Consider the following 20,425-nt stretch of genomic DNA (forward strand, 5'->3'; position numbering starts at 1 on the left):
GGGTTCCATCATGCCTCCGACATGGCGGTGAGGGGGGTGGGCACGGTGCTTGTCCGGTCCGTGCCGATTGCCGATCCGTCCAGCTCGGCCGAGAGGACGGCGGCCACGCGAGGCAACTCGTCGCTCTCCAACATGTCCCAGTGACCGCAGGCCACCTGCTCGACATCGAACCGGCCGGTCACGCGACGACGCCAGTACGAGCGCTGCCGGCCGGCCTCGCCCTCGGCGTCCTCCTCCGAGGCCGTCGCCTGCATCAGCACGACGCGGGCCGGCGACGGAGGTGCGGCATAGCCGCGGGCCGTCTCCCGGTGGTGGTTGTAGACGGCCAGATAGCGGGCCACCTGATCGTCGTCGATGCCCGGGTACATGCCGTTGAAGCGCACCAGCTTGTCGCGGAACTCCGCCATGCCCACCGGTGCCGCCATGGCGTGCGCCTCTGCGTCCTGCACGCCATGGGTGTCGAGCAGGACCACGCTCACGCGCTCGTGCCCCGCAGCCGCGAGGACGCGGCCCATCTCGTAGGCGATCAGACCACCGTAGGAGAGTCCGCAGAGCACCAGTGCCTCCCCCGGGCGGGGGTCGACGAGCCGCAGGTACTCCTCGGCCATCGCCTCGACGCCGGGCAGCGTGGACTCGCCGGGGTTGATGCCGGGCGCCTGCAGTCCCACCACACCGACGTCGTCGGGCAGCAGGGCGGACAGCGGCAGGTAGCAGAACGCCGTACCGCCCGCGGGATGCACGCACACCACGCGCCGCCTGCCGTCCCCGTCCCGGAACCGCACCAGGCTGCTGTCCTGCGCGGAGCGGTCCGTCCCGGCGCCGGCCTCCCGCACCCGTTCGGCCAGCGCCTCGATGGTGGGGTGCAGCATGACCTCGCGCACCTGCAGCGACACTCCGAGTTCGTCCTGGACGGCGGACGCCATCTTGATCGCCGAGATCGACGTGCCACCCAGTTCGAAGAAGTTGTCGCCGACCCCGAGGTCCGGGTGCAGCAGCACCTGCCGCCAGATCCGGTACAGCGCCATCTCGACGTGGTCGCGCGGCGCGGCCGTGTTGACCCGCCCGGAGCGGGCGCTCGCGGCGGCGCGCAGCACCGCCGGCCGGTCGACCTTGCCGTTGCGGCTCAACGGCAGCCCGGGGAACTCGGCCACCACGGTGGGGATCATGTAGTCGGGCAGGCGGTCCTTCAACGCCGCGCGCCACTCGTGCGGCGTCCGCGCCGGCGTGGCGGGGCATGCCACGCCGGCCACCAGGTACGGGCCACCCGGGGTCTCCCGGTCGGCGAGCACCACGGCCTCCCGCACGCCGGGCACCGCCAGCAGCGCCGTCTCGACCTCGCCGGGTTCGATGCGGAAGCCGCGCAGCTTGAGCTGGTCGTCGCGGCGGCCGGCGTACTCGGCGTTGCCGTCGGGCAGCCAGCGCGCCAGGTCACCGGTGCGGTAGACCCGTTCGCCGGGCAGGAACGGGTCGGGCAGGAAGCGTTCGTCGGTGAGGTCCGGCCGGTTCAGGTATCCGTGGGCCAGACTCGCCCCGCCCAGGTAGACCTCGCCCGCGACGCCCACGGGTACCGGGCGCATGCGGTCGTCGAGCAGGTAGAGGCGGGTACCGCGCAGTGGCCGCCCGATGGGGCACGACCGCTCGTCGGGCCGCGGGTCCGTGTAGGCGGTGGCGTACAGCGTCGCCTCGGTCGGGCCGTAGCCGAAGCAGATCCTCAGACCGGGCAGCAGTTCGCGCATCCGGTGCAGGGCGCTCTCCGGCAGGGACTCCACTCCGGTGAGGAGCCGTCGCAGGCTCAGGCCGGACAGCCGCGCAGCCGGGTCCTCGTCGATCCACAGGACGAAGGAAGGGGGCAGGAAGGCGTGGGTGACCTCGTGTTCACGCAGCCACCCCATCAACGCCCCGGGGTCCCCGCGGAGCTCGTCGGGCACCACGTGGAGCACCGCTCCGGTGGTCAGCGGTACGAGGAGTTCGTGCACGGAGGCGTCGAAGCCGATGCTCGACCAGGCCGACGACGCCTCACCGGGGCAGTCGCCCATGAGTTCGCGCCAGTGGTCGAAGAGGTTGACCACGCTGCCGTGCGTCACCGCCACGCCCTTGGGACGGCCGGTCGATCCCGACGTGTAGATGACATAGGCGAGCCTGCCGGGATCCGAGCCGATGTCCGGTGTTTCGTCACGCGTTCCCCCGGCTTCCACGTCGGCCAGGTTCTCCCACGGCGGCGAACGGTGACCGGCCGCGTCCGCCGCGTCGGTGAGCACGAGCAGGGGTGCGGCGTCCTCCGTCATGGCGGCGAGCCGTTCGGAGGGCTGACCGGGATCGAGGGGCAGATAGGCGGCTCCGGCCTTCAGGATCCCCAGTACCCCGATGACGAGTTCTGCCGTGCGGCCGGCGTGCAGCCCCACCACGGTGCCGGGGCCGGCGCCGCGGGCGATCAGCGCGTGGGCCAGCCGGTTGGAGCGGCGGTCCAGCGTCGCGTAGTCCACTTCGGTGTCACCGGCCACCACCGCGAGCTGCCGCGGGCGTTCACGCGCCTGGGTCGCGAACCGGTCCAGCAGCGGTACCGGGGCCGGGGCGCCCGGCACCACCGCGGGGGGGCCCGCACTGAAGGTCGCGAGGATCTCGCGCTGCTCGTCCTCGTCCAGCAACGTCAGGTCGGCGATCTCGGCCCCGGGCCGTTCGGCCATCAGACGCAGCACACGGAGGAACTGACGTATGAACCGCTCCACGGTCGCACGGTCGAAGAGCGCCACCGCGAAGTCGATCTCTCCGACGAGCTCCCGTTCCTCGTCGGCCAGGGCCAGCACCATGTCGAACTTGGCGGGCACGTGGGCGGCGTCCTCACGCAGCGCGACCTCCATGCCAGGGAGTTCGAGCTCCTTCCGCATGGAGGGAACCCAGGCGAACATGGTCTGGAACAGCGCGGTGAAGGCGGGACTCCGGGGCGGATTGACCAGCTCGACGACCCGTTCGAAGGGCATGTCGACGTGCTTGAGCGCGTCACGGATCCGCTGGTTGACCTGCTCGAGGGCGTCCCTGACCGTCGGAGAACCGGACAGGTCCGCCCGCAGTGCGAGGGTGTTGACGAAGAGGCCGATCAGACCCGTGACGTCCCCCCGCCGCCGGTTCGACGTCGGGGCGCCGACAACGATGTCGTCCTGCCCGGAGAGCAGGGACAGCAGGATCGACCAGCCGGTGAGAACGGTCGCGTACAAGGAGACGCCGTTGTCCGCCGCGAGTTGGCGCAGAGCCCGCGTCAGGCCCTCGTTCACGGTCACGGACACCCGGTCGCCGCGGAAGTCCTGCTCGGGGGGGCGCGGCCGGTCGGCGGGGAGGGACAGGACGGCCGGTACGCCGTCCAGCGCGGACGTCCAGTAGTCGGCGTGCGCGGCGTGCTCGCCGCCCGACATCCAGTCCCACTGCCAGCGGGTGTAGTCGCTGTACTGCCAGGTCAGTTCGGGCAGCTCCGCGTCCCGCCCCTGGGAGAGCGCGGTGTACACCGCGCCCAGTTCCCGCAGCAGCAGCGACCGGGACCACCCGTCGAAGACGATGTGATGCGCCGTCAGCAGCAGGACGTGATGGTCGGCTCCGAACGCCACCAGCCGACCGCGCACCATGGGCTCCGCGCCCAGGCTGAACGGGGCACTCTCCACGTCCCGCCGCATGCTCACGAACCGCTCGGCGGCGTCCGGCAGTCCGGTCAGATCGTCCAGCTCCACCGGGAACCCGGTGTGCGGCGGATCGACCACCTGGAGTGCCGAGCCACCGGAGGGCACCAGACGAGTGCGCAGAGCCTCGTGCCGCGCCGCGAGCGTGTGCAGGGCCTGCAGAAGGACGTCACGGTCCAGCGGTCCCCGGATGTCGAAGGGCATCGGCTCGTTGTAGGCGGCGCTGGCGTCTCCGTCCATGCGCGCCATCACCCACAGCCGCTCCTGAGCGAGGGACAAGGGCGCGGGCTGAGTTCCCCGACCGTGTTCGTTGCCGGCTGCAGATACAGGGGATGGCACGGATTACCCTTCGGGAAGGAAATGCGCCGGTCCTCCCCACGCGGCTCGTCATATGCGGCCCGGCGGGGGAATCTCCGGCGATTACTTCGAATTGTGGACGCCGGCCTCGAAATGAGGTGTTCGAAGCGGGAGTGCGTGTCGCGCGCACCGGATTCCGTGTCGAAATCGACGGCCACGCGCGGCGGCTTCACTCTGACAGTACGTCAAGACCGATGACGGAAGACTCCTCGATGGACGTGCGATGTGCCGGTGGCCTGACACCGAGTCATTTCCCGAGATGCTAGATGCGTGCTGTTTGAACGGTCAACAGTGACCCACGCCACACCCGCTCGCGTATGGGGCCTACTGCCTGAAAGCGCATCAGTGGAGGCCACGCAGCCGGTGGCGGCGGGCGGGGCACCACGAAACGGCAGTGTCACCGCCGACCGCACCAGCAGCGTCATACGCAGGTCCACCGCCCACGGCTGGGACACGGCCGACTCCCGCAGCCGCGCGGCCGGTTCCCCCCGCGTCAAAGCCCCCGTGCCGCTACTACGGCTTGCGGCCGACCGCGCCGAGCTGGGCGACCACGGTGCCGTCCTCGTCACGCCAGCGGGAGCAGGAGACGATGCCCGGGTCGAGCAGGTCGAGGCCCTCCAGGAAGGATGCGAACTCCTCGCGGGAGCGGGCCGTGATCGGCGGCGTGGCGTTCTCGTTCCAGAACGCCATTGCCGCCGCGTTGCCCTCGCCGCCCAGCGCCGGCTCCAGCGTCGGGTGGGTGAGCACCAGGTAGCTGCCCGAGGGCACCGCGTCCAGCAGAGTGCGCACGATGGTGCGCGCCTCGTCGGTGTCGAGCACGAAGTTGAGGATGCCGAGCATCATCACGGCCACCGGGCGGTCCAGATCCAGTGTCCCGTGCACCTCCTGGACGATCCGGCGCGGGTCGTGGGCGTCGGCGTCGATGTACTCGGTGCGGCCCTCGTGGGAGCTGGTGAGCAGCGCGCGGGCGTGGGCGAGCACGATCGGGTCGTTGTCGACGTAGACCACGCGGGCGTCCGGGGCGATGCGCTGGGCGACCTCGTGGGTGTTGTTCACAGTGGGCAGGCCCGTGCCGATGTCCAGGAACTGGCGCACCCTGGCCTCGCCCGCCAGGTACTCCACCACCCGGCCCAGGAAGGCGCGGTCGGCTCGGGCGACCTCGCCGATACTGGGGTAGAACCCGGTGACTTGGTCGCCGACCGCCCGGTCCACCGGGTAGTTGTCCTTGCCGCCGAGCCAGTAGTTCCAGACCCGGGCGTTGTGCGCGATGTCGGTGCGGATGCGGTCGGTCGTCACGAGCGGATACCCCTTCGCAGTACGGCGGCGAGGGCGTCCGGCCGGTTCGTGGTCACGGAGTTCAGGCCCCTCAAGAGCAGCTTACGCATGATGCGGCGAGTGTCCGCGGTCCAGGCTGAGACCAGACGTCCCGCAGGTCCCGGCCGGAGGCCGTGCCCTTCAGGACGGCGTCGTGTGCGACGACAGTGCGAGCCGAGACGGAGAAGGTGTTCACGGCACCAGTGTCAGTGGCCGCCCGGGTCTGCACCAGGGCGATGGCCGGCCCACGGACGGCCTCGGACGCGGGGCCAGCCGGCGAGTCCTTGATTGATCGGCATGTCGGACGATCCGGCTCGGGCTCTCGTGAACTGTCTCAGGGCCGAATGCGGGCAGCCGCCGGAGGGATGCCGGTCACCACGCGCCCCGCCGTTCCCCATACGTAACAGGGATCCGCCGATCGTGACATCTCCCTGCCCATCACCTGAGGAGAGAGAGCATGTCCTTGCCCTTGAGCCGCTCAGGGAGGGGCAGACCGCTCGCCGTGCCGACCGGCGGTCTCGCTCCGGGGCAAGCCCCGGCGGCAGGACGCCGCCCCGCCGCCGAACCGGTTACGACGATCCCTCGTACGCGGCGTGCAGTGCCCCGGCCAGCCCCAGCCGCGACGACACGTTCAACTTTCTGTACACGCGGGCCAGATGACTGTCGACCGTGCGTGTGCTGAGGAAGAGCCGCTCCGCTATCTGCCGTGAGCGCAGCCCCGACGCCGCCAGCTCCGCGACCTCCCGCTCCCGGCTGCTCAGCGGATCCGACGGCCGCGCCGAACCGCCCGGCCCGCGCGGAAGTGACCGCCGGACGCGCTCGGCCTCGTCCGTCACGAGTATCGCCCCAAAGGAGCGGCCCGCCGCCTCCGCCGTGTCCAGCAGCGCGGTCGCGGCGTCGCGGCCTCGGACGGCGTCCACCGTGCGGGCCGCCGCCACGAGCGTCCAGGCGTGCTGGAGCGGCAGCCCCGCGCCGCGGAAGTCCTCGGCGGCCTGTTCGAACAGCGTGACGGCCTCGGCATCGGCACCGACTGCCGCGCACACCTGGGCCCGCGCTCGCCGTACGCATGCCCATTGCAGCGGGAGGTTCCGGCGCGCGGCCTCCGTCTCCGCGTCGGCCAGGACGCGCTCCGCGCGTGCCGCGTCCCCACCGGCGAGGGCCGCGTCGGCCAGCAGAGCGAGCAGCGACGGCCGGAACGTCGGCTGCACCTCCGGCAGCCGCTCGCCGCCCCCGCCGTCCAGCAGGGTCCGCGCGCACCCCACGGGGTCGCCGCCCAGCATCTGGGCGTGGGCCAGCAGGCTGATGGCGGACGTGGCCCACCAGCCGCGCCCCAGGGTCACGGTGTCGACGGCCCGGGCGGCCGACGCCACCGCCTCGGCCGCGTGCCGCCGTCCCCGGGCCCAGACGAGGGTCGTCGAGCGCATCGCGGTGGCGAGGTTGGCGACGTCCGGCGCTCCGATCCGGCGGGCCAACCGCTCGGCCTCGTCCGCCTTGCGGAGTGCGCCGTCGAGCCGGCCGCCCCACTGGTCCGTCATCGTCAGGCCCAGCAACTGGTGGGCGCGGATGTGTTTTTGTGCCCCGCCGGTCGCGGCATGCAGTCCCCGGCTCAGGTGGCGGCGGGCGTCCACGAAACGTTCCAGGTACAGCTCGGCGCATCCCATCAGGGCGAGGACGTCCGGCGTGTGGCCCGCCATCCCGTCCGGCAGGGCGTCCACCAGGCGCGCGCATGCGGTGACCTCCCGCGCGGCTTCTGCCGGATCGCCCGAGAAGGCTTCGCAGAACGCGATGAGGACGCGCAGCGCGACGCGCACGTCGGGGGGCGCCGCACCGAGCGACCCGGACGCCTCGCGCAACAGCGGCCGCACCTGGTCGTGGCTGCCGCGCAGGGCGTGCACCAGCCCGTAACGCAGCACGAGCTCAGCGCCCGGCGCGGACAGCGCAGACGGGAACGGACGCGGCAGCAGCGCGACACCGGCTGCGGCGATGGCCTCCGCTTCCTCGTAGCGGCACAGCAGCCGCTCCGCCTCCGCGCACAGCCCGTGCGCGCGCAGGAGCTGGGTGGGGGAGAGGGTGTCACGGCCGGCGAGCAGGTGGTGGGCGGCGTCCCGCGCCTCCGTGAGTCTGCCGGCCGCGATCAGCGCCCGGCAGTGCGCGAACTCCACCTCGGTACGAGTCACGACGGTGTCGTCGCCGACGGGCGGCGCGCTCCCCTCGTCCGCGGGCCGCTGGTCCCCTCGCCCCTCCTCGGGCAGTGCGGCCCCCGCCGGCGCCTCCGACGGCGGCAGGGCGTCCAGCGTCAGCCGCAGGCGGCGTACGGCGGTCTCCGGCGCGGTGCTCGTCTTGAGGACTGCGCTCTCGTACAGGATGCGCGCCGCGACCGGGTCGGTGCCGGCCAACTGCTCCGCATGCCGGGCCTGTTCGTGCACGCTCTCGCCGCGCGCCGCGATCAGCCGCAGAGCCCGCCGGTGCGCGCGGAGCCGGAAGGCGAGATCACTGGCCGCGTGTGCGACGTGCCCGTCGACAGGGTGACGGAAGGCCATGCGTCCGCCCGGCCCGGCCGGGCGCATCAGGTCGGCGCGGACGTTCTCCGCGACGGCGTCCAGAGTGGCCTCCGTGCCGAGACCGCTCACCCAGGCGACGTCGTCCAGGCGGAACGGCTCGCCGAGCACGGCGGCGGTGCGCGCGGCGAGAGCGGCGGACGGCGAGAGCGCGTCGAGTTCCGCGACCGTCGCGGAGGCCTCCCGCAATAGGGCGCCGACGTCCCTGCCGGGGCTGTCGGGCCACTGCTCGGGGTCCCAGTCCGCCGCAAGCAACAGCCGCACGTAGTGCGGGTTTCCCTCGCCGGCCTGTCTCAGCCGGACGAGGAAATCATCCTGTCGGCCGTTCGCCCCGCCGGTGCCGCGTGCACCGTCCGCCCCGGGTGAACGGCCGGATCGCGCCGAGTACTCGACGAGTCGGGCGACGGCGTCCGCGCCGAGCGGTCCGCAGTCCACACGCGTCACCACGCCCGAGCGCGTTCCGTGCTCCAGCGCCTCGCGCAGCGCGGGAGCGCTCTGGCGAGGTCTGTGGGCGACGACGAGCAGCATCGGCTCCGGACCGGGCGCCCGCACCAGGCGCAGGAGCACACCGAGTGAACACGAGTCGAGCCGGTGCGCGTCGTCCAGCACCAGGACGCCGCCCGCCGCCCGCCGGGTAACGGCGTCATGCCAGTACCCGCTGTGCGGACAGACCGCGCCCGGCCCGCCGTGCCCTGGGCGCCCACAGGTGGCCGTGCAGGCGGGCACCGCCCGGCCAGGCACCGGCACGAGGGCGTCGCGGAACACCTGGAACGGCACGGCGGCGACCCGTGGCGCGGGCGCATGGAGTCCGGGCAGTCCGGCTGCCCGGGCGAGGCGCAGCACCTCCGAGACCAGACGTGTCTTGCCGGCCCCCGGCTCCCCGCTCACGGCGACGACCGTGCCCGGTCCGCCGGGCAGCTCCCCCAGCAGACGCGCGAAGAGCGCGGTCTCCGCCGCGCGGCCGACGAACAGCTCGCCTTCCTCGAACGGTGCTGCGACGATCACGAAACCCCCCTGGACGGCCAAGACGAAGGCGTGCCCCGGCGAGGGGCATGTCTCTCCCTCTGATTTTGGACCGTCTTGACCGCGGTGATGCCGGAATCCGGTTGCGTAGTCGATTGCGTATTTCTACGGCAGCCCGCAGCCCGCAGCCCCGACAGACTTCGGATGCCCCCGCCCCGGACGCATCCCTCACGGGAGGAAACAGTGAAGCTCAGGAAACTCGTGGCCTCTGCGGCAGTCGGCGCCGCCGTGCTCACCGCCGTACCGGCTGTCACCGCCTCGTACACCGCCTACGCCTGCGACGACACCCAGTCGGACTGCACCGACGACCCCTACACCGACCCGTGGGACGACCCCTACGGCGACCCGGGCGGCGGCGACGGCGGAAGCGGCTCGGACATCAACATCAGCGAGGGCGAGGTCGGCCAGCTCGTGGACGCCACCCTCCCGCCGGTCATCATCACCGGCAAGTCCATCAGCCCGCCGACTCCGATGGACCCGAACATCCCGACCGTGAGCTGGGGCGGAGGCGGAGGCGGAGGCGGTAACGGGGCCCTGGTCGTGGCCACGAAGGACAAGTCCGAGGCGCGCGGCGACTGCATCCGCAACGCCACCACCCAACCCGTCACGCTGAACCAGTCGGTGAAGTACAACGTCTCGTACCAGGTCAGCGCCAACCTGTCGGCGAACGCCGCGGGCGTGCTCTCCGCCGGCCTCGGCGTACAGCTCAACACCAGCCTCGAACGCTCCTACAACCTCCAGATCGTCCTCAACCCCGGACAGACGGTCGCCCTGTTCGTCCAGTACCAGACCAACACCTACGCCGTCACGTCCTCGAACCTGATCGGCTACACCAGCACCGAGTACGCCGACGTCGTGCAGCCCACGGGCGTCGTCACCCTCCGCGCCTGCTGATGAGGGCCGTCCCCACCGGTCGGGCGGTACGGCGGGTCGCCCCCGTCGTACCGCCCCTGGACGCACGGGCGGTGCCCGACGAGGACCGGGCGCGGGCCGAGGCGGCCCTCGCCGGCCTGGCCGCCGCCGTGCGCCGCCATCTCGGCAACCCCGATCTCTTCCACCGCCCTCGGTTCCGTACCGCCGTGCACCACCGCCACCTGGCGCGTGTCCCCGCCCATCAGGTGACGGAGCGGATCGCAGCAGCGGCCGAGGAGCGGGCCGCGGCCGGACTGCTGGCGGTCGCCTCGGTACGGGCCGAGATCGCCGAACGTCCCGGCCGCCGACCCTGTTTCACGCCGGACGCGCTGCGCGAACTGCACGCGCTCATCGCCGGGTGCGACCCCAGCATCCCCGGCGACGGCGGCTTCCGGACCGGGACCGGCCGCGTCACCTGGGCCGACGGTCGCACCTTCATCATCGCCGTGGCACCCGGCCGGGAACTGCGCGACCACATGGAACGCTGGCACTGGTGGTCCGTGCGGACGACCGCACCGGCCCTGGACGCTGCGGCCCTCGGCATGGCAGAACTGCTCACCGTTCACCCCTTCCGGGACGCCAACGGCCGCACGGCCCGGCTTCTGGCCCAGTGCGACCTCGTCGCCGCCTCCCTGCTGCCGGGACTCCTGCTCGACCTGGAGGGGTGGACCCATGCGCACCGACTGGAACACGACGAGGCACTGGTCGCCGCCTCGGAGGGGCACCTTACGCGCTGGGGCGCCCTCTTCGCCCGCGCCGTCGCCGACACGGCCCGCCACCGCACAGCCACCATCCACCGCTACGCGGCACTGCTCGACGCGGCGGCGGCACGGGCCGGCGAGGGCACACCGTCAGCGGCGGTTCTGACGGCCCTGAGCTCCGCCCCGGCGCTCACCCCGGCATGGCTGCGCGAGCGCGTCCCCTTCGACCCCGAGCCCGTGCTCGCGGACCTGCTGGCCTCGGGCGTCCTCGTGCCGCATCCACGGCTGCCGGGAGCGGCGGTGCACCCCAACTCCTCAGCCGTCCTGGACGAACCCTGGTCGGCGCCGTCGCGCACCTGACTCCGACGCCGTCAGGCGTCCAAGACGCGGGATCCTCGAACAACCCGGACGAGGCTTCTGCCAGAAACGGACTTAACGCCCTCTCAGGACCGAGTGGCCGCCGTCCTTGTCCTTCTCTACGCCCAGCCGCTTACGCGGATCACCAGGCTCAGCAGCGACGACGTCCACCACGAGGACGGCACAGTTCTCGTCCGTCTCGGCGATCCACCTTCGCCCGTTCCCGCTCCGTTCGACGGGATGTTGCTGGACTACCTGGACCAGCGGCCGAACACCAAAACCGCCACCAACCCCGATGCCCGATGGCTCTTCCCCGGCCGCCGGGCCGGACAACCCATGACCCCGGAAGCCATGGCGCCTCGGCTCCGTCAACTGGGCTTCCCAACCCGGCCAGGACGCACAGCGGCGATCCGCCAGCTCGTCCTCCAGGCCCCTGCTCCGGTGATCGCCCGGATGCTCGGCTACAACGACGACCACACAACCCGGATCGCCGAAGAAGCCGGAGGAACGTGGCGTCACTATGCCCCCGGTGACCACCGGCGCTGACTACCGCCCGTCAGGCGCTGCTTGACCTTGCCACTGGCGGCAGGGTTGCACGATGACCGGCATGAACAGCACCGCACCGCAGAGCAGCAGGATTGTCGCCGTCACCGGAGCCGGCACCGGGATCGGACGGGCCACCGCCCGCGCCTTCGCCGCTGAGGGCGCCCATGTGGTCGCGATCGGGCGGCGGGCTGAGCCCCTCAAGGAGACTGCGGCCAGGCACGACCGGATCACGCCGCTGGCCGCCGATATCACCGCCGAGGGCGGGCCGGATCGGATCATCCGGGCCGTGCTGGAGACACACGGCCGACTGGACGTACTGGTCAACAACGCAGGCATCGTGCGCAGCGGCGCCCTCGGCACGCTGACGCCGGAGATGATCACGGCTCAGCTTGCCACCAACCTCGTTGCCCCGATCCTGCTGGCCCAGGTCGCGCTGCCGCTTTTGGAGAAGTCGGGCGGGGTGATCGTCAATGTCAGTACGTCGGTGGGGCAGCGGGCCTGGCCCGGCGGCTCGGTCTATGCGGCTACCAAGACCGCTCTGGAGTTGCTGACCCGCAGCTGGGCGGTCGAGCTGGCACCGCGCGGGATCCGGGTGGTGGCGGTCGCCCCCGGCGCGATCGACACCCCCATCGGCGAGCACCAGGGCCTGACGCCGGAGCGGATGGCGGCGGTGCGGGAATGGCAGCTGGCGCACACTCCACTGGCCCGGATCGGCCGCCCCGAGGAGGTGGCCTGGGCAGTCACCCAGCTTGCCGCACCGGCCGCGTCGTTTGTCACCGGGGTAGTACTCCCCGTCGACGGCGGAGCGGTCGTGGCGTGATAGGAGTGGCCCGGGAGGTGGGATGGGTGCTGATCGGTGAGCTGGCCAGGGTGACCGGGACAACCGCCCGTGCGTTGCGGCACTACGAGCAGGCCGGGCTGATCTCCTCGCAGCGGGCCCCCAACGGCTACCGCGTCTACGACGAGCGGGCGGTGGTGCGGGTCCGCAATATCCGCTACCTGCTGGCCGCCGGGATCACCCTGGACGACGTGCGGGTGTTCCTGCCGTGCCTGAACGGCGATGTGGCCGCCGCACCGCCCTCGGACAAGGGCCTGCGAGTCGCGCTGGAACGGCTGGCAGTCCTCAACGAACGCATCGCTTCCCAGACCGAGGCCCGCGACCGGCTGGAAGCCGCGTTGCAACAGGCAACCGGTGGCCGGGTCCGCCCAGTGGCCTGACACCCGCCTCGTCGCAGAAGCCGGAGGAACCTGGAGTCGCTACGCTCCGCGCGGTCACTCACGGTGACCACGAGCCCTCACCGACCAAGGCATACGCGACTCTCGATTACGCGAGGTCGCCAGTGGCACACTTCTTCCGGGTGCGGGGCGGAAGGCAGGTGCCGCGACACCCGTGTGAGGTGCGCGAGCGCTGGTTGTGTCGCTCAGAACCAGGGACTTTTCAGGGGCTTTCAGCCCTGTCCCAGGGACTTTCCAGGGATTTTTCGCTGAGTAAGCGGGAAAGGGCCTCACAGCTTCGAAAGTCACAAAGCCCCAGGTCAGGGTCGGTTTCCTGTCGGCAGATGCCGCTCGCGGGGCCGTGTCCCCATGCAGTTCACCTGGGATGGGCGAGGACGCGCAGATGTGGGCCGGGCAGGCGCCGCGAGAGTCCCCTGACAGCGGCGCCGCCGTGGGTGCTGGTCGGGGTTAACTCCCCCTTGAACAGCGCCACTTGGCGGCGCCGCATTCTCCGGCGCGTCTCGAACTGCTGAGCGCAGACCGGGACGACTCCCCGGGTGAACACCGGTGAACGCGACGTCTCGTCTCAGTCCACCGGCCAGGTGTGCACCGGGGCGTTGAGGTGCATGTAGTCGATGTACAGCTCCGTCATCCGGCGCAGCGCGTCATGCCGGCTGACATGCGTGGTGTCCTCCAGCCTGTGCACCATCTCCTTCTGCCACACCGCGCCGTTGCGGGCCGTGACACACCGCTGCTCGATGATGCCGAGCAACGGCTCCCGCCACGCCGCGTCCATGCCCGACAGCTCCAGGCCCCGGTGCGCCAGCGGCAGCAGCCGCCGCAGCACCAGCTCCGGCACCGGCACCTCACCCATGCCGGGCCAGTACAACAACGCCTCGATGCCGTGCCGTGCGGCGGTGTGCAGGTTCTCCTCCGCCGCCGAGAACGACATCCGCGACCACACCGGCCGGTCCTCCTCCACCAGGGCCCGCGTCAGGCCGTAGTAGAAGGCGCCGTTGGCCAGGGTGTCCGCGACCGTGGGGCCCGACGGCAGCACCCGGTTCTCCACCCGGACGTGCGGCCGGCCGTCCGCCACCGCGTACACCGGGCGGTTCCAGCGGTAGATCGTGCCGTTGTGCAGGGTCAGCTCGGCCAGCTCCGGAATGTCGCCCCGGTCCAGCGTCTCCACCGGATCCTGCTCGTCGCACAGCGGCAGCAGGGCCGGGAAATAGCGGAGGTTCTCCTCGAACAGGTCGAAGACGCTGGTGATCCACCGCTCACCGAACCACACCCTCGGCCGTACGCCCTGGACCTTGATCTCCTCGGGCCGGGTGTCCGTCGCCTGTTCGAACAGCGGGATACGCGTCTCGTGCCACAGCTCCTTGCCGAACAGGAAGGGAGAATTCGCAGCGAGCGCCACCTGCACCCCCGCGATGGCCTGCGCCGCGTTCCAGTAGCGCGCGAATTCCTCGGGCGAGACCTGGAGGTGGAACTGGGTGCTGGTGCACGCCGCCTCGGGGGTGATCGTGTCCGCGTAGGTGCGCAGCCGGTCCACGCCGTCCACCTCGATGCGCAGGTCCTCGCCCCGGGCCGCGAACACCTGGTCGTTGAGCAACCGGTAGCGCGGGTTCTCCGACAGCGCGGACACCCCGATGTCCGCCTGGCGCAGCGTGGGCAGGATGCCGACCGTCACCAGCCGCGCCCCGACCGTACGGGCCCGGTCCTCGGCGTGGTTGAGCGCCGCCCGGATCTCGTCCTCCCAGGCGTCCGGACCGCCCGCCGTGAGCCGGCGCGGCGGCACGTTGATCTCCAGGTTGAACCGGCCCAACTCCGTCGACCAGGACGGGTCAGCGATGGCCTCCAGCACGTCGCTGTTGCGCATCGCGGGCTCGCCGTCGTCGTCCACCAGGTTCAGCTCGATCTCCAGCCCGACCCTCGGCCGGTCGCTGTCGAACCGCGACTCGCGCAGCATCTGGGCGAACGCGTCGAGGCACTGCTGCATCTTGAATCGGTACCGGCGGCGGTCCTCGCGGGTGAAGACGAGCGCCGGGACGTCCCGTCCCATCGGCCCTCCTGGATTCCCTCCTCCAACACCTGTGCACCCCAGCCTCGCATCACCCACCGCACCCCACCACGCGACAGCCGCCGCTACGGCCCGTCGAGCACCCGGGCGAGCAGCAGGGCCACGTCGTCGTGGTCGTCCGGGTGGCGCAGGCCGGAGACCAGCCGGTCGCAGATCTCCTCCAGCGCGGGGCCGGCCCCGTCCAGCAGGGACAGCAGGGTGTCCAGCCGTTCGTCAATGGCGTGCTGCCGGGTCTCCACCAGCCCATCGGTGTACAGCACCAGCAGATCGCCGGGCTCCATCGGGACGCCGGTCGCCTCGAACCGGACCCCGCCCACCCCGAGCGGCGCCGCGGCCGGGAGGTCCAGAAACCTCGCGGGCCTGCCGGGCCGGACGAGGGCAGGCGGCAGATGTCCGGCGTTGGCGACCGTGCACCAGTGGGTGGCGGGGTCGTACACCGCGTACAGACAGGTGACGATGTAGTGCTCCAGGTCGCAGGTGATCCGGTCCAGGTGGCGCAGGACCGCCTCCGGGGCCAGGTCCAGATCGGCGTACGCGCACGTCGCGGTGCGCAGCCGGCCCATGGTGGCGGCCGCGTCGATGCCGTTGCCCATCACGTCGCCGACCACCAGGGCGGTCCGGTCCCCGCCCAGCGGGATCACGTCGTACCAGTCGCCGCCCACCTCGCTGGTGGCCTGCGCGGGCTCGTAGCGGGAGGCCACCTCCAGGCCGGTGTGGCGGGGGGAGTGGTCGGGCAACAGGCTGCGCTGGAGGGTGAGCGCGGTGTTGCGGACGCTCTGGAACCAGCGCGCGTTGTCGATCGCCACCCCGGCCCGGCCCGCTATCTCGGCGGCCAGCACCACGTCGTCCTCGTCGAAGGGCAGGGGATTGCGGGTCCGCTTCAGGTCCAGCGCGCCCAGCACCTCACCGTGCGCGATCAGCGGCACCGCCAGGTACGAGTGCACGCCCGCCTCCGCGAGCAGCGCCTCCCCGTCCGCGTCCCGCGCGATCCGGGGCAGGTCCTCTGCCTGTACGTGCGGGACCAGCACCGGGCGCCCGGTGTGCACGCACAGCGTCACCAGCCGGTCCCCGTCGTAGGCGGCCACGTTGCCCGGCGGGTCGGCGGCATGCGTGGCCACGGTCGGGTGGGCCGCCTTCAGGGCGAGCGCCCGGAACAGTTCGGGCCCGTGAGCCGGGCTGCTCGTGCGGCGGCAGGCCAGCGCCGAGTCGAGTACGTCCACGGCGACCACGTCCGCCAGCACCGGCGCCGCCACCTCGGCCAGCTCACGGGCGGTGCGGTCCACCTCCAGGGTGGTGCCGATCCGCGCCGAGGCGTCCGCGATGACCGCCAGCCGTCTGCGCGCCCGGTCCGCCTCCGCGGCCGCCTGGTGGCGCTCGGTCACGTCCACCACGGAGGCCGCCGCGCCGAGCACCCGGCCGTTGGAGTCCTCCAGCCGGTAGAAGGACAACGACCAGGCGTACTGCCGGCCGGGATCGTTGCGCGGGTGGCCCACGTGGTACTGGTCCAGCAGCGGGATGCCGGTGGCGAGGACTTGGCGCAGCGCCGACTCCACGGTCTCCACGTCCGTCAGCGGCAGTGTCTCGCGCAGGTCACGGCCCACGTGATCGGCGGCCGGCATGCCGTCGATCCGCTCCAGCGCCGGGTTGACCAGCAGATACCTCAGGTCCGGGTCGAGCAGGGCGAGCCCGATGGGGGACTGGTAGACCAGCCGCTCGCACAGCGCCAGGTCGGTCTCCACCCGCTGGAGCAGGCCCCGGTCGGCGGCGATGCCGAGCGCGTACACCTCGCCCTGGTCGTCGAGCAGCCGCATCGTGCGGAACTCGGTCAGCCGGCTGGAGCCGTCCTTGTGCCGGACCGGGAAGGCGCCCGCCCATCCCTGGCCGGTGGCCAGCACCTCGGCGAACAACTGCACCGCCGACTCGATCCGGCCCGGCGAGACCAGCAGCCGGCCCGCCTCGGAACCGAGCGCCTCCTCGGCGGAGTAACCGAAGAGATCCTCGGCCTGCGGGGTCCAGAAGACGATGCGGCCCCGGGTGTCCAGGACCACCGCGGCCACGCTCAGCAGATCCAGCAGGCCCGTCGGCCGAGGGTCCTGGGCGTCGTGCTCCTCGTCCGACCGGAAGGAGTCCGCTGCCATCCCGCCACCTCCACCCGCCCGGTACGGGCGTCGCCCGACAGTTCGGGACCGGTACCCCTCCATGCTGCCCCCGCCGCCCGCTCCCGCCCACCGCAGAGCACACCCGCCCCCTCAGCCGCCCTCCTCGTGCTCCTTGTCGTCGCCGTGGGGCGGCACCCAGTGGTGCTCGGTGAACCAGCGGCCGAACAGCGCGCCCCCGTACACCACGAAGCCCACGCCGATCAGCCAGGACGACACGACCAGCACGGTGCCGACCGCTCCGTAGCTCAGCGCGTTGGTCACGATCAGCGGGGTGAAGACCAGGGAGGAGAAGGCGCGCAGCCCGGCCAGGCCCGCCACGCTGGCGACCGCCCCCGGCAGCAGCTCCCGCCAGCGGACCTGGCCGCCCAGCAGGAACCAGGGCCCCCACCAGAAGAAGAACAGCGTGGTCACCGCCGTCAGGAAGATCCGGGAGAACCCCTCCACCCTCGTCCCGGTCTGCACCTCCTGGTACAGGTACGCCATCAGCACCAGCAGCCAGGTCGCCTGCCGCCACACCCGGTGCCAGCGCCCGGCGGGCAGCCCCCAGATGCGTTCGAACGCGTTCTGCACGCTGCCGCCGAAGGACACCCCGAACACCGCCAGCATCAGGATGCTCCACGCGCTGGTGGTGCCGATGACCTCGCGCGGCGGGCTGAACACCTCGTTGAGCACCTTGGCGGAACGGCCCGAGAGTCCCATGCCGTCCGACAGCCAGGACGGGAAACCGCCGCGCACCAGCGGGTCGGCGGCGGCGACCACGATCAGCAGCGGAGCCAGGGTCACCAGCGCGAGGGTGGCGAACCCCATGGCCCGGTGCAGCAGCTCCAGCTCCCGGCCGCGCCGGATCAGTATGTGCAGGGCGAGCCACTCCCTGGCGCGCCGCAGCGTGCCCGCGCGCCGGCTCACGGCATCGCTCCGGCGGTCCCGTCGGACGGGGGACGGGTGAGACGCCCGCCCTCGGCCTGCGCGGCCGGCCGGCCGCGCTCGGCCGGTTCCAGGACCCCGGCGAGGCCGTCCCGGACCTCGTGCGTGGCCGTGTGGTCGGCGTTGTCCCGGAACGCCCTGACCCGCCAGGCGCCGTCGGGACTCGGCACGTCCCCGTGCCGGCGCCCGCCCGGTCGCGGAATCCAGCGGTACTCGGCGTCGGGCGGCAGCGCCTCCTCGACGGCCGGCCGGTTCCACCGCGGGAACTTCCGCGAGGAGGGGAACGAACGCACGTCCACCGGACGGGTGATGCCGTTGTTCCGCAGCATCGTCACCAGCCCGTCGAAGTCACGCGTGGAGTGCCCCACCGCGCGGATACGGTTCGTCATCCCGGCACCGCCTCACCCGGTCCGCCCGTGACCCCGGTTCAGCCGTTCGCGGCCCGCACCAGTACCCGCTCCCCGGAGATCCTCACGTCCCAGTCCGGCTGCGGGACCGTGGCCGGACCCCGCGTCACCTCGCCGTCGGAGAGGCGGAACGCGCTGCCGTGCCAGGGGCAGCGCAGGCAGCCTTCCGCGTCGACCTCACCCTCGTCCAGCGGTCCGCCCGCGTGGGTGCAGGTGGCCGAGAGGGCGTTCACCGTGCCGCCGTGCCGCACCAGCACCACCGGGACCCCGTCCGCGTCGACCCGCAGCGGCTTGTCCTCCTCCAGCGCGGTCAGCGCCGCCACATCCGCCCACGTGCCGGTCGGCTCCTCGAACGCCGTGTGGTTGACGCCGATCCCGTTCACGTACGACAGGTGGCCGCCCAGGTAGGCCGAGGCGCCGGTCAGACCGAGGCCCACCCCGCTCAGCACGATCCCGGCGCGCCGACGGCCGGTCAGCCGGGCCGCCCAGGAAGCGGCCTGGAGCATGGTCGCCGCGCCGTTGAGCATCCCGTGCACCAGGCCGACCCGCCGGGGGCCGCCGACGGTGTCCGCCCAGTCCGACGCGCCGCTCGCGGCCGTCGGCACCACGGCGAGCAGGCCGAGACCGACGAGTCTGCGGGCCGCCGCGGCGCCGCGCTCGCCCGCCGTCAGGTCCAGCACCGTGGCCATGCCCCAGGCACCGATGGGCACATCCGTGAGCACCGGGTGCAGCGTGTGTCCCAGCCAGGTACCGGAGAGCGTGTTCTTCACGGCCGTCGGGCCCGTCACCCTGTTCACCAGCCCGGCCGCCGGACCGGTGAGGGCGTCGAGCGCGGTGCGGTCCTCGATGTCCTGGATGACGTGCTCGATCTGCTTGGGCATGACGCTCGCTCCTCATGGCGTTCGGACCTGACGGGCCGGTGCCCCGAGGGTGCTCCGGCTCGCGCTGTCATCTGGGCCAGGCTGTCTCCGCCGGGGAATCCCGGGCGGACGGCGGGGTCGGTCCGCCGCCGGCCGGGGGCCGGGTTCCCCTGTTCAGCGCGGCCACTCCGGTGGACCCGCGCCGCGCCACTCCACCCATCCCGCGCCGACGACGTCCGCCTCCTCCACCGCGTCCAGGACCTCCGGCCCGGCCCGGCGCAGGAACTCCACCACGTCCAGCACGGTGTAGGCCATGCCGACGAACCGGTCTCCGACGCGCACCCGCCTGCCGCCGTCCGGGCCGGGCGGATAGATCACGACGGGGATGTCCTGGGCCATGTCCCGAGCGTGACCCAGGACCGCGGCCGCCGCATGCCGGAGTGCTCCGGGACGAGGGCGCTACTCGACCGCGGGGTCCTCCTGGGTGTGCCGTACCGCTTCCTGGACCGACCGCTCCAGCGCGATGCGATCCTCGCCGGTCTCGGCCGACCGCTCGGCGATGGCCGCGCACACCGCGTCGTACGCCGTGCGCCAGCGGCGTCGCTGGGCGTCGTACTCGCTCCCGGTGAGACCGGCCAGCTTGGCCCGCTCCACCTCGGCGGACCGTTCCAGGGCGATGAGGCTGTCGGGAATGTCTGCCACGTGGGGATAGTAAGCGCGGTGACCGGAGGGCGCCTCCCGGATCACCGGAGCAGAGCCATATATCCGGCACCGAACCGCCGATGGATTGGTTTCGATCTTTATTTCACCTGATCGGGGGAGTGACCAATCCGCCTCGGCGGCAGGTCCGGATTCCCCGTGTGAGGGATGAAGAGCGGGACCACGGATCGCCGGTCACCCCGGCGCGCTTCGCACTGGGCGCGCCGCGCGGACCGCTCTTCGGAGGAGTCGGGGCGCCGACTGCCACGAGCCGCCCCGACTCCACCGGCGCCCCCCGCCTCCCCTCCGCGCAGGCCTTTCCCGCTATGACACCCGGCGCGGCACACGTCGCGCACCACTCAGGAGATGACGAAGAGATGATGACCACCACCCGCACCCGCCGTGCCGCCGTCACCCTCGCCGCCGCCGCCGTGCTGCCCCTCGCGCTGAGCGCCTGCTCCTCCAGCGACACCAAGGACAGCGGGAAGTCCGAATCCTCGGCACCGGCCGCCTCCTCGCCCAAGGCCAGCGAGAGCATGGGCGGCGCCTCCATGGACCAGCCGTTCGGGCCGGCCTGTTCCTCGGTGCCGAAGAACGGTGCGGGTTCCTTCGACGGCATGGCCAAGGACCCGGTCGCCACCGCCG

Annotated in this window: 15 protein-coding genes and 2 pseudogenes; 6 read left to right on the top strand and 11 right to left on the bottom strand. The window is 72.2% G+C overall.

Annotated elements, in window-relative coordinates; genetic code table 11:
• Positions 1 to 8 precede the first annotated feature (8 nt).
• The 4 genes and pseudogenes from ACWCV3_RS27525 to ACWCV3_RS27540 all read right to left on the bottom strand — a co-directional run bounded on the left by ACWCV3_RS27525 (position 9) and on the right by ACWCV3_RS27540 (position 8,899).
• Complete coding sequence (locus ACWCV3_RS27525) at positions 9 to 3,944, bottom strand: non-ribosomal peptide synthetase (protein ID WP_451229603.1); 3,936 nt, start codon at positions 3,942 to 3,944, stop codon at positions 9 to 11.
• A gap of 591 nt (positions 3,945 to 4,535) precedes the next feature.
• Entirely contained in the window at positions 4,536 to 5,318 is a 783-nt protein-coding gene (locus tag ACWCV3_RS27530; protein WP_451229606.1) for an SAM-dependent methyltransferase, read from the bottom strand.
• Positions 5,315 to 5,449, bottom strand: a pseudogene (locus ACWCV3_RS27535) (glycerophosphodiester phosphodiesterase); the annotation flags it as partial. The gene ACWCV3_RS27530 and the pseudogene ACWCV3_RS27535, both read right to left, overlap by 4 nt.
• A gap of 456 nt (positions 5,450 to 5,905) precedes the next feature.
• Positions 5,906 to 8,899 carry a LuxR C-terminal-related transcriptional regulator gene (locus ACWCV3_RS27540; protein ID WP_451229609.1) on the bottom strand — a complete coding sequence of 998 codons (2,994 nt, stop codon included), beginning with the start codon at positions 8,897 to 8,899 and terminating at the stop codon, positions 5,906 to 5,908.
• Between the two features lie 219 nt (positions 8,900 to 9,118).
• On the opposite strand from ACWCV3_RS27540, the gene ACWCV3_RS27545 reads away from it, so the two are divergent.
• The 5 genes from ACWCV3_RS27545 to ACWCV3_RS27565 all read left to right on the top strand — a co-directional run bounded on the left by ACWCV3_RS27545 (position 9,119) and on the right by ACWCV3_RS27565 (position 12,651).
• Positions 9,119 to 9,811, top strand: a complete 693-nt coding sequence (locus tag ACWCV3_RS27545; protein WP_451229612.1) for a DUF6426 family protein — start codon at positions 9,119 to 9,121, stop codon at positions 9,809 to 9,811.
• Positions 9,811 to 10,890, top strand: coding sequence for a Fic family protein (locus ACWCV3_RS27550; protein ID WP_451229615.1), 1,080 nt, complete (start codon positions 9,811 to 9,813; stop codon positions 10,888 to 10,890). Before ACWCV3_RS27545 ends, ACWCV3_RS27550 begins: the two co-directional genes overlap by 1 nt.
• Before the next feature lie 93 nt (positions 10,891 to 10,983).
• On the top strand, positions 10,984 to 11,433 hold the full coding sequence (locus ACWCV3_RS27555; RefSeq protein WP_451229618.1) for a hypothetical protein: 450 nt from the start codon (positions 10,984 to 10,986) through the stop codon (positions 11,431 to 11,433).
• Between the two features lie 52 nt (positions 11,434 to 11,485).
• Positions 11,486 to 12,253 carry an SDR family NAD(P)-dependent oxidoreductase gene (locus tag ACWCV3_RS27560; protein WP_451229621.1) on the top strand — a complete coding sequence of 256 codons (768 nt, stop codon included), beginning with the start codon at positions 11,486 to 11,488 and terminating at the stop codon, positions 12,251 to 12,253.
• A 26-nt stretch (positions 12,254 to 12,279) separates the two neighbouring features.
• A complete protein-coding gene (locus tag ACWCV3_RS27565) occupies positions 12,280 to 12,651 on the top strand; it encodes a MerR family transcriptional regulator (RefSeq protein WP_451229624.1) in 372 nt (123 codons plus the stop codon).
• Positions 12,652 to 13,234: 583 nt separating this feature from the next.
• On the opposite strand, the gene ACWCV3_RS27570 is transcribed toward ACWCV3_RS27565, so the two are convergent.
• From ACWCV3_RS27570 to ACWCV3_RS27600, 7 genes are all read right to left on the bottom strand, one after another.
• On the bottom strand, positions 13,235 to 14,713 hold the full coding sequence (locus tag ACWCV3_RS27570; RefSeq protein ID WP_451229627.1) for a glutamate-cysteine ligase family protein: 1,479 nt from the start codon (positions 14,711 to 14,713) through the stop codon (positions 13,235 to 13,237).
• 83 nt (positions 14,714 to 14,796) lie between these two features.
• Positions 14,797 to 16,869, bottom strand: a complete 2,073-nt coding sequence (locus ACWCV3_RS27575; protein ID WP_451229630.1) for a SpoIIE family protein phosphatase — start codon at positions 16,867 to 16,869, stop codon at positions 14,797 to 14,799.
• A 111-nt stretch (positions 16,870 to 16,980) separates the two neighbouring features.
• A complete protein-coding gene (locus ACWCV3_RS27580; RefSeq protein ID WP_451229633.1) occupies positions 16,981 to 17,796 on the bottom strand; it encodes a ribonuclease BN in 816 nt (271 codons plus the stop codon).
• Positions 17,793 to 18,203: a DUF488 domain-containing protein gene (locus ACWCV3_RS27585; RefSeq protein ID WP_451229636.1), complete on the bottom strand. Its 411-nt coding sequence runs from the start codon at positions 18,201 to 18,203 to the stop codon at positions 17,793 to 17,795. The genes ACWCV3_RS27580 and ACWCV3_RS27585 overlap by 4 nt, the downstream gene beginning before the upstream one ends.
• Positions 18,204 to 18,241: 38 nt before the next feature.
• Positions 18,242 to 19,102, bottom strand: coding sequence for a Rieske 2Fe-2S domain-containing protein (locus tag ACWCV3_RS27590; protein WP_451229639.1), 861 nt, complete (start codon positions 19,100 to 19,102; stop codon positions 18,242 to 18,244).
• Positions 19,103 to 19,255: 153 nt separating this feature from the next.
• Positions 19,256 to 19,480, bottom strand: a complete 225-nt coding sequence (locus ACWCV3_RS27595) for a hypothetical protein (protein WP_451229642.1) — start codon at positions 19,478 to 19,480, stop codon at positions 19,256 to 19,258.
• Positions 19,481 to 19,540: 60 nt separating this feature from the next.
• Positions 19,541 to 19,783 (bottom strand): hypothetical protein, encoded by a 243-nt coding sequence (locus ACWCV3_RS27600; RefSeq protein WP_451229645.1) that lies wholly within the window; start codon positions 19,781 to 19,783, stop codon positions 19,541 to 19,543.
• 377 nt (positions 19,784 to 20,160) lie between these two features.
• Between ACWCV3_RS27600 and ACWCV3_RS27605 the strand changes: the two are divergent.
• Positions 20,161 to 20,425 (top strand): annotated as a pseudogene (locus tag ACWCV3_RS27605) (fasciclin domain-containing protein); the annotation flags it as partial.

This window comes from Streptomyces sp. NPDC001781 (assembly GCF_053596035.1).

Excerpts from the sequence above, each read along its gene's own strand:
- ACWCV3_RS27550 (WP_451229615.1), top strand. The coding sequence starts at position 9,811 with ATGAGGGCCGTCCCCACCGGTCGGGCGGTACGGCGGGTCGCCCCCGTC.
- ACWCV3_RS27560 (WP_451229621.1), top strand. The coding sequence starts at position 11,486 with ATGACCGGCATGAACAGCACCGCACCGCAGAGCAGCAGGATTGTCGCC.
- ACWCV3_RS27570 (WP_451229627.1), bottom strand. The coding sequence starts at position 14,713 with ATGGGACGGGACGTCCCGGCGCTCGTCTTCACCCGCGAGGACCGCCGC.
- ACWCV3_RS27575 (WP_451229630.1), bottom strand. The coding sequence starts at position 16,869 with ATGGCAGCGGACTCCTTCCGGTCGGACGAGGAGCACGACGCCCAGGAC.
- ACWCV3_RS27585 (WP_451229636.1), bottom strand. The coding sequence starts at position 18,203 with ATGACGAACCGTATCCGCGCGGTGGGGCACTCCACGCGTGACTTCGAC.
- ACWCV3_RS27590 (WP_451229639.1), bottom strand. The coding sequence starts at position 19,102 with ATGCCCAAGCAGATCGAGCACGTCATCCAGGACATCGAGGACCGCACC.
- ACWCV3_RS27595 (WP_451229642.1), bottom strand. The coding sequence starts at position 19,480 with ATGGCCCAGGACATCCCCGTCGTGATCTATCCGCCCGGCCCGGACGGC.